We start from the raw sequence: 10,955 nt of genomic DNA on the forward strand, positions 1-10,955 counted from the left end.
AACGCCAACAATAGCAGAAACGCCGTGCCCAACAATTAAGTTTAGCGGGCGAGAAGTTGCAGCATGTGGTGCGCCAAATATTAATATTGCTGAGGCACCTGCTGAAGCAATAATTAAGGGGGAATTAGCACTTTGTAGAATAACATTGGAAAAAAATCCAGTTGCAATAACAGCTATAAATACTCCAATCGCTGAAATTAATAATTCTTTATTATTCACCACTCTCCCCTTAGTAGTTTAACAATCTATATGTTGTTTTAACCTGTACTCCAGCCTCTTGGGCGTCTCATTCCAGCAATCTTACAAGTTTGCTTGACATAGCCGTAAGGAAACATTTTAAATAATTTAGTTTTTGCTACTTTTTTATCAACCCCCAAATCAACCCCCATTTGTTTTGCTGTATGTCGAACATCAGGTGCTGCTCCGTGCTCATTGTAGTAAACCCTCATAAAGTCAAATATAGGCCAATACTCATCAGTTAGTGTTATATTTTCTGATTTGGCTAACTCTAAGGCTACCTCTTTATCCCAGTTTTCTGGGTGAACCAAATAGCCTTCAGCGTCTAGTTCTATTTCTTTATTATTAATATTCATAATAGTATAAATTTTATTGTATTTTTATATTCATCGCACTAGGGTCTTTAAAATCAAATCCTTTTATATCTGCATCAGCAGCAAGCACATTAATATATTCCTTAATACCAGAAGTGCTAGATTGGTTCTGCAAATACTCTCTAATGTGCTCTTCTACCATTGCAAATGACAAAATTTCATTTCGCTCCTTGTCTAAAAATTTAACTTTATTGTTGTCATAATAACGCTGACAGGACTCTATATTCGCTATAGGGATGATGACATTATCATTGATCAACTGGTTAATCTTTTCCTCTTCATTAGCATCATTTTTTTTAATACCAGCTTCTTGTAGTAATAACTGCTGAACCACCAAGGCTTGCGCTGCTTTAAAAATAACCTCTTCTATATTTGAAGCATCTGTTTGATATTGCATTTCTTGAAATACATCATCATCGCTAATTTCTACATCATTAATTTTAATAGGCATAAGTAGCTACCTTTTTCTAACTATCTGGTAATTTGTGCGTGTTAGATATTGTACTGGCACACTCCAGATATGCACCAACCTGGTAAATGGAAAAATAACAAAAAGTGTCATGCCTAATACTAAATGCAATTTAAATACCCAAGCCTCAGCTACAATAAAATCAGCAGCACCCGTTCTAAATGTTACAACATGTTGCGCCCAATTTGCTAAGGCAATCATTGAGCTACCATCTAAATGTTGTGCTGAATAAGGAATAGTTAATAAACCTAATAATAATTGTGCGAATAAAAAAAGTAGAATGAAAGTATCGCTAAATTTAGAGGTTTTACTAATACGCTTATCAAACAAACGCCTGTTTAATAAAATCAATATGCCAATCAAGCACATTGTGCCAAAAATACCACCAGCAGTCATTGCCATTATTTGCTTAGTACCAGCACTCATAAATGGGTGATACACCCATTCTGGGGTTAATAAACCAACAAAGTGACCAAAAAATAGTAGAATAATGCCAATATGGAATAAATTACTGCCTAATAACATACTTTTTTTTCGTAGTAGTTGTGACGAGTCTGCTTTCCAAGTATATTGGTCCCTGTCATAACGCAATGCACTACCAGCAATAAATATTGTCATCGCAATATAAGGATAGTAACCGAAAAAAAACTGTTCTAAAAAAGTATTCATAATATATCTCCTAGTGTGTTAGTGTAGCACTGGTCTCACAAGTGCCACATTCTGATGATTCTCCGCCAAAGGCTTCTTGCTCTTGCCATAACTCATCTAATTCTTCTAGTGTTTCTGGCTCTTTGGGGCTATTTTGTATTGCTTCTGCTACTTTAAATTTATTTACTTTAGCATTAGATAACGCCTCTAATGCAGAAAAAATAACATGGTAAGGTGATTCATTTTTTTTCAGTTGACCACCAATTAAAGCAATAATATCAATCGTATCACCTAATGACTCTATGGCTTCTTTATCATCGCATAAAGATAAATACTCTAAAAACACAGGCAAATAATCAGGTAATTCCTTCTTACCAACAAACAAATTTTTCCTTGCATACATCTGTGCTAAATCAACCATAGCAGGTCCACGGTCGCGTGATTCGCCATGAATATGCTCAAATAAATTTAAACAATGTGCACGACTTCTGTCAAAAGTTGATACAAAGCGTTCTTGTAATTCTAAGAAATCTTTATTTTTGTAATCTTCTATAAAAGACAATAATTCTTTTAAAGTTTTTTTAGATAATAAAGATTCCTGTTTTAAAGCCTCAGCCAACTCATCAATATTTTTATAAACATTGATATCTGGATAAGACAGCAAAACAGCTAAAACTTTAAGTGTTTTCATGGAACTTTCCCATTCATAGTGTTGGCATGTGTTTTTCCACCAAACAAAGTGGCTGTAGTAGAGCCCTCAGAACAACCATTACCAAAGCTAAATCCACAAGAAGAACGAATATCAAAAGCAATTTCATTATCAAAAGGTGTCTCACCCGCATATTCCTTGTGGTTAGTGGGGATAACGAATCTATCTTCATAAGCAGCGAGCGCCATAGTTCTATACATATCATTAACCATGTCTTCTGTTAAACCCACTTCATCCAACACTTTTGTCAGGACAACATTATCAACGCGTTTTGCGCGCATAAAATTACGCATTGCAATCATACGCTTTAATGCAAAAATAATAGGCTCATCATCGCCTGCAGTCAACATATTGGCTAAATAGCGAATTGGAATACGTAATTCTTCAACATTCGGAATAGGGCCTCGATGGTCAATCACACCTTTTTCAACCGCATTTTGAATTGGCGATAAAGGTGGCACATACCAAACCATAGGCAATGTTCTATATTCAGGATGTAATGGGAATGCCACCTTCCAGTCAATTGCCATTTTATAAACTGGAGAGTTTTTAGCCGCTTCAATCCAACTCTCAGGCACACCATCTTTTTTAGCTTGTGCTTGTACAGCTTCATCATTTGGGTCTAAGAAAATTTTTAATTGAGCCTCATATAGATCTTTCTCATCGTTCATATTTGCCATTTCTTCAATTTTGTCCGCATCATAAAGAATAACACCCAATGAACGAATTCTGCCAACACAGGTTTCAGAACAAACGGTTGGCTCTCCAGATTCTATTCTTGGGTAACAGAATGTGCATTTTTCTGATTTTCCAGATTGCCAGTTGTAGTAGATTTTTTTATAAGGGCAAGCGCTCACGCACATTCTCCAACCACGACATTTGTCTTGGTCAATTAAAACAATACCGTCTTCTTCGCGTTTATAGATAGCACCAGATGGGCATGCTGCCACACAAGCCGGATTAAGACAATGCTCGCATAGGCGTGGCAAATACATCATAAATGTATTCTCAAATTGTCCATAAATCTCTTTTTCTATGGTTTTAAAGTTGTAATCTTTTGAGCGTTTTTCAAATTCACCTCCCAGAATTTCCTCCCAGTTAGGTCCCCATTCTGGTTTTTCCATAACTTCTCCAGTAATCATAGAATGTGGTCTTGCTACCGGTGGCGTTGGCATTTCAGGTGCATTTTGCAGGTGTGCATAATTAAAGGTAAATGGCTCGTAATAATCATCAATTTCAGGTAAATCAGGATTGGCAAATATTTTTGCTAGCAATCTAAATTTACCGCCAATCTTAGGCTGTAATTTACCATTTTTAGAAACCCAGCCACCATTCCATTTGTCTTGATTTTCCCAATCAACAGGATAGCCAATGCCAGGTTTTGTTTCTACATTATTAAACCAAGCATATTCCACACCTTGACGTGAAGTCCATACATTTTTACAAGTGACTGAACATGTATGACAACCAATACATTTGTCCAGATTTAGAACCATTCCTATTTGCGCTCTTATTTTCATAATTGACCTCCTGTTACTGGTTCATCTTTCCAGTCTACTTTATCCATTTTTCGTACAACAACAAACTCATCACGATTAGAGCCTACGGTGCCGTAATAGTTAAATCCATAAGACAATTGCACATAACCACCAATCATATGTGTTGGCTTAGTGATGGCTCTAGTGACTGAATTATGAATACCCCCTCTAAAACCTGATTTTTCTGCCACTGGTGTGGTGGTAATTTTTTCTTGAGCGTGATACATCATTGACATACCTTCTGGCACTCTTTGTGATACAACTGCTCTAGCAACAATTGTGCCATTCACATTGTACAGTTCAATCCAATCATTATCCTCTACACCAATTTTCTTGGCGTCAATCTCACTTATCCATACTACTGGACCACCACGATTAAGAGTAAGCATCAATAAATTATCAGAATAAGTTGAGTGAATACCCCATTTTTGGTGTGGTGTAATCCAATTCAAAACAACTTGAGAGCGTCCATCGTTATTCTCATTGATAATAGGTGCAATTGTTTTGGTATTAATAGGCGGCTTGTAAGTACATAAATTCTCACCAAAATCTACCATCCATTTGTGGTCTTGGTAGAATTGTTGTCTACCTGTAAGTGTTCTCCAAGGAATATATTCGTGCACATTTGTGTACCCTGCATTGTAACTCACATGCTCATCTTCAAGTCCTGACCAAGTCGGTGATGAGATGATTTTTCTAGGCTGTGCCTGCACATCTCTAAATCTAATCTTTTCATCTTCTTTTGGTTTTGCTAGATGTGTATGGTCTCTACCTGTTATTTTTCCTAGTGCCTCCCAAGCTTTAACGGCCACTTGCCCGTTGGTTTCTGGTGCAAGAGATAAAATAACTTCGGTTGCATCAATATCAGTTTCGATTTTAGGTAGCCCCTTAGAGACGCCCTCCTCTCTAACAACACGATTTAAATCAGCAAGCAAGGACACTTCATCTTCGGTGTTCCAGGCAATACCCTTACCACCATTACCTATCTTAGACATTAATGGACCGAGTGAAGTAAACTTCTTATAGGTATCCGGATAATTTCTTTCAACCTCAATAAAGTTTGGCATAGTCTTACCAGGAATTGCTTCACATTCGTCATCAAACCAAGCTTTAACATCCGTTGCTTGTGCCATCTCTGCTGGCGTATCATGCAAAATAGGCAAGGCAACCACATCTTTTTCTTTGCCTAAATGCCCTGGGCAAAGTTCTGAGAATTTCTTGGCTAAGCCTTTATAAATATCCCAATCACTTCTTGATTCCCAAGCAGGATCCACTGCTTTAGAGAGTGGATGGATAAAAGGGTGCATATCTGAGGTATTTAAGTCGTTCTTTTCATACCATGTCGCTGATGGCAGAACAATATCTGAATACAAACAGGTGGTTGACATTCTAAAGTCTAGCGTTACAAATAAATCAACCTTACCTTCTGCGCCATCACGCCATTTAACCTCAGAGGGTTTTTTATCTGTTTCATTGCCTAATACTGCATTTTGCGTACCCAGTAAATGCTTTAATAAATACTCATGCCCTTTACCACTAGAGCCTAATAAATTAGAGCGCCAAATAAACATATTGTGAGGGAAGTTTTTTGGATTATCAGGGTCCTCACAAGAGAACTTAAGCTCCTTAGATTTAAGCTGCTTAACAATATAATCTTTAACATCCATACCTGCTCTTTCCGCTTGCTTGGTAATTTCTAATGGATTTTCTTCAAATTGTGGCGCTGAAGGCAACCAACCCATTTTTTCACTACGAACATTACAATCTATCATGGAATAATTACCCCATTCTTTCTTGTCAGCCAGTGGCGATAAAATATCATCAACCTCAAGTTTCTCGTAGCGCCATTGGCTAGAGTGATTATAAAAGAAGGAAGTTCCGTTCATATGGCGAGGTGGTCGATGCCAATCCAAGCCAAATGCTAAGGGTTGCCATCCTGTTTGTGGACGAAGTTTTTCTTGCCCCACATAATGTGCCCAGCCACCGCCAGATTTACCGATACAACCACACATCATCAACATATTGATAATACCGCGATAAATCATATCCATGTGATACCAATGATTAACAGCAGCACCTAAAATAACCATCGATTTACCTTGCGTTTTATCCGCATTTTCTGAGAATTCTCTAGCAATACGAATGATTTGCTCACGCGGAACACCTGTCACCTTTTCATTCCATGCTGGCGTATAAGGCACATTATCATCAAATGAAATCGCAACATTATCACCGCCCAACCCTTGGTCAACACTATAATTTGCCATCATTAAGTCAAATACTGTTGCCACTTTAACTTCTGATCCATCAGATAATTTAAACTTCTTAATTGGCACATTTCTCATCAAAATAGAATCATGCTCTGTACTGGTAAATATTTCTTGCTCATGCTCTTGATTGTTAAAATACGGGAAACCAACAGAGACAATTTCATCATTATCATCTTTAAGTGTGGTTTTCGGATCAATATCTACACCATTCATGGCGTTTTTATTTTCAATATTCCACTTTCCAGAGCCGTCCCATCTAGAACCAATTGTTCCCGTTGGCACAACCATTTTATTGGTAGTACTATCAATCAATAGTGGCTTCCATTCGGTATTATTTTTTTCACCTAAGCTATCATCAATATCTGAAGCTCTCAGTGTTCTGCCAGCTGCAAGCACACCTTGTTTTTCTTCTAACATGACCAAGAATGACATATCCGTATATTGCTTGATATAGCTGGTAAAGTATTCACTCTTATTGTTAAGGTGATACTCTTTTAAAATAACATGACCCATTGTCATTGCCAAAGCAGCATCTGTGCCTTGAGTTGGACTCATCCACTCATCAGAAAGCTTGGCGACCTCACTAAAGTCTGGTGTTACTGCAATTGTTTTAGTGCCGTTATAACGCGTTTCTGTAAAGAAGTGTGCATCTGGTGTACGGGTTTGAGGCACATTAGAACCCCACGCCATAATGTAAGAAGAGTTATACCAGTCAGCACTCTCTGGTACATCAGTTTGTTCGCCCCAAGTTTGCGGAGATGATGGTGGCAGGTCGCAATACCAATCGTAGAAACTTAAACAAGTGCCGCCAATGAGTGATAAATAACGAGAACCCGCTGCATAAGACACCATTGACATCGCAGGAATTGGAGAAAAACCAACCACCCTATCTGGACCATAAGTTTTTGCAGTATAGATATTAGAGGCTGCAATAATTTCATTAACTTCATCCCAGTCAGCACGAATCATGCCACCTAATCCACGAACTTTCTTGTATTCCTGCGATTTTTCTTTATCCTCCATAATAGACTTCCAGGCATTAACTGGGTCACTGTGTTGTTCTTTAGCGCTACGCCAAATGCGCAATAATCTAGAACGAATTAAAGGATATTTAAGACGAGTAGCACTGTACAGATACCACGAATAGGTTGCACCTCTTTGGCAGCCTCTAGGCTCATGGTCTGGCAAATCTGGACGTGTTCGCGGATAATTCGTTTGCTGCGTTTCCCAAGTTACCAATCCATTTTTTACATAAATTTTCCAACTACATGAACCTGTGCAATTCACACCATGGGTTGAACGCACAACTTTATCATGTGCCCAGCGATTACGATAAGCTCTTTCCCAATCCCTATTCTCATGCACTAACTTACCGTGTCCATCAGAAAACTCTTCAGGTTTTGTCTTGGTAAAAAAAGATACTCTATCTAATAAATGACTCATTTTCTCTCTCCTATAAATTGCTTTTTATTAACTAACCTATAAAATTATGGGTTGTGGAATTCAGCATTCTTACGCAAATAAAACCACCAATTAATAACCATACATATACCGTAAAATACTGCAAAACCATACAGTGCATTTTCAGGTGTTGTTAGTTTAATTTGCTCACCAAATACTTTAGGAATGATGAATGCACCATAAGCGGCTACTGCAGATGTCCAACCTAGAACTGGACCAGCCTGCTCTTTGTTAAACACTTGAGAAATTGTTCTAAAAGTAGAGCCGTTACCTAAACCTGTCATTGCGAATAACACCACAAATAATATTAAAAATGGCCAGAAGAATTCTTCTGGTGTTGCACTGGCATAAGCTTGCTTCATAAAGTAAGCAACACCTAATGCGGATAACACCATCACACCAGAGATGATCTGTGTTACCTTTGCACCGCCAATCTTATCGGCAATTATGCCACCAAGAGGTCTAATAAGCGCACCAACAAAAGCACCCATCCAAGCGTAAGTGAGCGCTGAAGGTCCATTCGGATTGACAGCATTATGCTTCATAACACCATCAACCATAATATGTTGAAAACCAAAAATAACTTTGATAGATAAAGCTAGCGTCGCAGCATAGCCAATAAAAGATCCAAATGTCATTACATAAATAATCGTCATCGCCCAAGTATGCTTGTTTTTAAAAATTTTATATTGACGCTTTAAACCTTCTTTATAATCAACACCTAAAGGTAAAAACTTTAATAAAAACACTGTTAAGGTAATAATAATAGGCAATGCCACCCATTTACTTACCATTAGTCCAGAACCATATGCGACTTCAGGCAACATTAACCACAAACCAAAAGCCGCAGTTGCAAGACCTAAAATTAACATCACAATAATTTTAATAAACGCACCTAAAGTTGATCCAATCTTAGGAGAAACATGCTCCTCGATAATATTATTCATACCTAACCAAGAGGCAATAGCAAGTGGAATTAAAATAATCAACCAAACATAACCTGCATTTTGCAAATAGGTATCAGTGCCGGCAGAAATCTTGCCAATCAAAGTGCCTGAGGAGATTTGCAATTCTGTTGGATTGCCCAACACTGCAAGGGTCATCACTAATGGAATCACAATTTGCATAGTGGTTACACCGAAGTTACCTAAACCAGCATTCATACCTAACGAATAACCTTGAATTTTCTTTGGAAAAAAGAATGAGATATTAGACATTGAAGAGGCAAAATTACCACCACCAAAACCAGATAATAAAGCTAAAACTTGGAATGTCCAAAATGGTGTATCAGGGTTTGATAAAGCCATACCTAAACCCAGTGCTGGCAATATCAAAAGTGAAGTGGTCAAGAAAATGGTGTTTCTACCACCTGCTAAACGAATAAAGAAGGTTGATGGAATCCTTAAAGTGGCACCAGACAAACCTGCAATCGCCGCTAAAGTAAATAGCTGAGATTTATCAAAACCACCGTAACTCGTATTTAACATTTGCACCGTGATAATACCCCACATTAACCATACAGCAAAACCTGATAATAAACTTGGAATAGATATCCATAAATTACGATTGGCAATTGCCTTGCCTGTGCTTTCCCACTCAGATGAATCATCTGGGTTCCAGTTTTTTATATCTTGAGACATCACGGACTCCTTTATTTAAAAATTATTTATTTGATATTGCTGCTGCAATATTTTTTGCCTTTTGTTCTTTGCCAAATGTAAAGTACATCCAAATCAAAGAAACTGCTGTTGCACCATACAACAACATAAATATCACACTATTAATACCTATATAGTCAATCAACATACCAAACATAATAGGCAGTAAGAAGCCACCCATGCCACCAGCCAAACCAACAATGCCAGAAACTACACCCATATTGTCAGAATATTCATCTGATAAGAATTTAAACACAGATGCCTTGCCAAAACCCCAAGCGATACCAAGCACAAACAAAAAAGTAGTAAACACCCAAACATTTAAGCTTAAATCAAACATTGCTTCGCCTGTGGTTGTTTTAATAACTAAAGAAGTTGTGGGTAAGATAAGAAAAATAAACAAATCAATGAAGTCCACATCACCCACCAGGTTACTTTATAAGCGCCATATTTATCCGAAAACCATCCACCCAACGCACGAATAACACCTGAAGGCAATACAAAAACTGCCGCTAGCAATGCTGCAGTGGTTAGTTTAAACCCATACTCATTAATGTAATACTTTGTCATCCATAAGGACAGGGCGACAAAACCACCAAATACCAAAGAATAATACTGCATATATTTCCAAAGTTTTGGATCATTCAATGCTTTTAATTGATCTTTCATAGTAACTGTTGAGGCAACTTTATGTTTTGGGTCTTCATAAGTAAACATCCAATACATAATGACAACGACAATCATAGCGACTGCATAAATCTTCGGCACTGCTTGCCAACCATAAGCCACTACCAACGAAGGCGCAATAAACTTAGTTAATGCTGCCCCTGCATTTCCTGCGCCAAAAATACCCATGGCAAAGCCTTGATGTCCTTTGTCAAACCATTTGGCAGTATAAGCGATACCCACTGAAAATGAAGCTCCTGCAATACCCACAAATAGACCCAATACTAAGAATTGCCAATACTGCGTTGCATCGCCAATAAACCACAGCGGAATAATCATGGCAAGTATCAGGATGAAATAAACAATGCGACCGCCAATTCTGTCAGTCAACATACCCACTGGCAATCTAAATAGTGAACCTGTGAGAATAGGGGTAGCCACCAACAAGCCAAATTGAGTTTCTGATAATTGCAATAATTCTTTGATTGGAATACCAATAATTGAGAACATTACCCACACAGCAAAACATGCTGTAAATGCAATAGTATTCGCTGCTAAAACAGAATTGGCTTGCGCAGTTTGACTTTTAATTGTAGAGATACCCATAGTTAATCTTATTTAATTTTTTCTAAGTTTATATTCTATTTGCTTGTTTTTAGATTTAAAATATGCCTTTTTATCAAAAGTGTGATTTATATCACATAATATTACTTAATCATGCGGCAATTACAAATACTTAGCAATACATTTCACGCATTACAAAATGAGCGTGGCTTTGCAATGCTCTACTTACGAGAAAATACAATGCAATCTCGACAAGAGATGTTGGGTTATTTTGCTAAAAGTAATTTGAGTATTAAACAATTAAAGCTAGACATTGCACAACAAAAAACAATCAATCAGACGGAGTTTAGTAGCAACAAAA

The 10,955-nt window shown here is 37.5% G+C and carries 9 protein-coding genes and 1 pseudogene; 1 reads left to right on the forward strand and 9 read right to left on the reverse strand.

Translation table 11 applies throughout. The annotated features are described in order from the left end of the window. The 9 genes and pseudogenes from BAZSYMA_RS03910 to BAZSYMA_RS03950 form a co-directional block, all read right to left on the reverse strand. Positions 1–219, reverse strand: a 219-nt coding sequence (locus BAZSYMA_RS03910) for an HPP family protein (protein ID WP_241502548.1), incomplete at its 3' end; no start/stop codon positions are given. A 38-nt stretch (positions 220–257) separates the two neighbouring features. Continuing rightward, positions 258–593, reverse strand: coding sequence for a TusE/DsrC/DsvC family sulfur relay protein (locus BAZSYMA_RS03915; RefSeq protein WP_090715830.1), 336 nt, complete (start codon positions 591–593; stop codon positions 258–260). 13 nt (positions 594–606) lie between these two features. Further along, on the reverse strand, positions 607–1,062 hold the full coding sequence (locus tag BAZSYMA_RS03920; RefSeq protein WP_090715833.1) for a hypothetical protein: 456 nt from the start codon (positions 1,060–1,062) through the stop codon (positions 607–609). Positions 1,063–1,068: 6 nt separating this feature from the next. Further along, positions 1,069–1,749 (reverse strand): respiratory nitrate reductase subunit gamma, encoded by a 681-nt coding sequence (gene narI, locus BAZSYMA_RS03925; protein ID WP_090715835.1) that lies wholly within the window; start codon positions 1,747–1,749, stop codon positions 1,069–1,071. Between the two features lie 10 nt (positions 1,750–1,759). Beyond that, positions 1,760–2,419: a nitrate reductase molybdenum cofactor assembly chaperone gene (narJ, locus tag BAZSYMA_RS03930; protein WP_090715838.1), complete on the reverse strand. Its 660-nt coding sequence runs from the start codon at positions 2,417–2,419 to the stop codon at positions 1,760–1,762. Next, positions 2,416–3,957, reverse strand: coding sequence for a nitrate reductase subunit beta (gene narH, locus BAZSYMA_RS03935; RefSeq protein WP_090715841.1), 1,542 nt, complete (start codon positions 3,955–3,957; stop codon positions 2,416–2,418). The genes narJ and narH overlap by 4 nt, the downstream gene beginning before the upstream one ends. Continuing rightward, positions 3,954–7,688 carry a nitrate reductase subunit alpha gene (locus BAZSYMA_RS03940; RefSeq protein WP_090715842.1) on the reverse strand — a complete coding sequence of 1,245 codons (3,735 nt, stop codon included), beginning with the start codon at positions 7,686–7,688 and terminating at the stop codon, positions 3,954–3,956. Before BAZSYMA_RS03940 ends, narH begins: the two co-directional genes overlap by 4 nt. Before the next feature lie 44 nt (positions 7,689–7,732). Further along, entirely contained in the window at positions 7,733–9,346 is a 1,614-nt protein-coding gene (locus BAZSYMA_RS03945; RefSeq protein WP_090715844.1) for an MFS transporter, read from the reverse strand. Between the two features lie 22 nt (positions 9,347–9,368). After that, a pseudogene (locus BAZSYMA_RS03950) lies at positions 9,369–10,636 on the reverse strand (MFS transporter). 111 nt (positions 10,637–10,747) lie between these two features. Here BAZSYMA_RS03950 and BAZSYMA_RS03955 point away from each other — a divergent pair. After that, positions 10,748–10,955, forward strand: a 208-nt coding sequence (locus BAZSYMA_RS03955; RefSeq protein WP_143243088.1) for a hypothetical protein, incomplete at its 3' end; no start/stop codon positions are given.

The organism is Bathymodiolus azoricus thioautotrophic gill symbiont (assembly GCF_001298715.1).
Lineage (GTDB): Bacteria > Pseudomonadota > Gammaproteobacteria > PS1 > Pseudothioglobaceae > Thiodubiliella.

What these genes read in the sequence shown, in the direction of transcription:
- BAZSYMA_RS03915 (WP_090715830.1), bottom strand. Translation starts at nt 593, where the DNA reads ATGAATATTAATAATAAAGAAATAGAACTAGACGCTGAAGGCTATTTG.
- BAZSYMA_RS03920 (WP_090715833.1), bottom strand. Translation starts at nt 1,062, where the DNA reads ATGCCTATTAAAATTAATGATGTAGAAATTAGCGATGATGATGTATTT.
- narI (WP_090715835.1), bottom strand. Translation starts at nt 1,749, where the DNA reads ATGAATACTTTTTTAGAACAGTTTTTTTTCGGTTACTATCCTTATATT.
- narJ (WP_090715838.1), bottom strand. Translation starts at nt 2,419, where the DNA reads ATGAAAACACTTAAAGTTTTAGCTGTTTTGCTGTCTTATCCAGATATC.
- narH (WP_090715841.1), bottom strand. Translation starts at nt 3,957, where the DNA reads ATGAAAATAAGAGCGCAAATAGGAATGGTTCTAAATCTGGACAAATGT.
- BAZSYMA_RS03940 (WP_090715842.1), bottom strand. Translation starts at nt 7,688, where the DNA reads ATGAGTCATTTATTAGATAGAGTATCTTTTTTTACCAAGACAAAACCT.
- BAZSYMA_RS03945 (WP_090715844.1), bottom strand. Translation starts at nt 9,346, where the DNA reads ATGTCTCAAGATATAAAAAACTGGAACCCAGATGATTCATCTGAGTGG.